Source organism: Bradyrhizobium sp. CCBAU 51627 (genome assembly GCF_028128765.1).
GTDB lineage: Bacteria > Pseudomonadota > Alphaproteobacteria > Rhizobiales > Xanthobacteraceae > Bradyrhizobium.
On sequence record NZ_LBJG01000034.1, the window covers coordinates 1 to 262 of the forward strand.

Below are 262 nucleotides of genomic sequence, written 5' to 3' on the forward strand. Positions count from 1 at the left end.
CGCCGAGCGCCTCGCCAGCGGCAAGGGCGAGCAGGGCACCATTCGCCTGTCCGCCTATCACGAGGGCGGCCACATCATCATCTGCATCGCCGACAACGGAAGAGGCCTCAACACCGAGAAGATCAAGGCCAAGGCGCTCTCCTCAGGTCTCGTCACCGAGGCCGAGCTGGAGAAGATGAGCGAAGCCCAGATCCACAAGTTCATCTTCGCGCCGGGCTTCTCGACCGCGGCCGCCATCACCTCGGTCTCGGGCCGCGGCGTC

General features: G+C 66.0%; 1 protein-coding gene. It reads left to right on the plus strand.

The features are described 5' to 3' along the window. On the plus strand, positions 1-262 hold a 262-nt coding region (locus XH88_RS39270; RefSeq protein WP_333909266.1), incomplete at both ends, for an ATP-binding protein.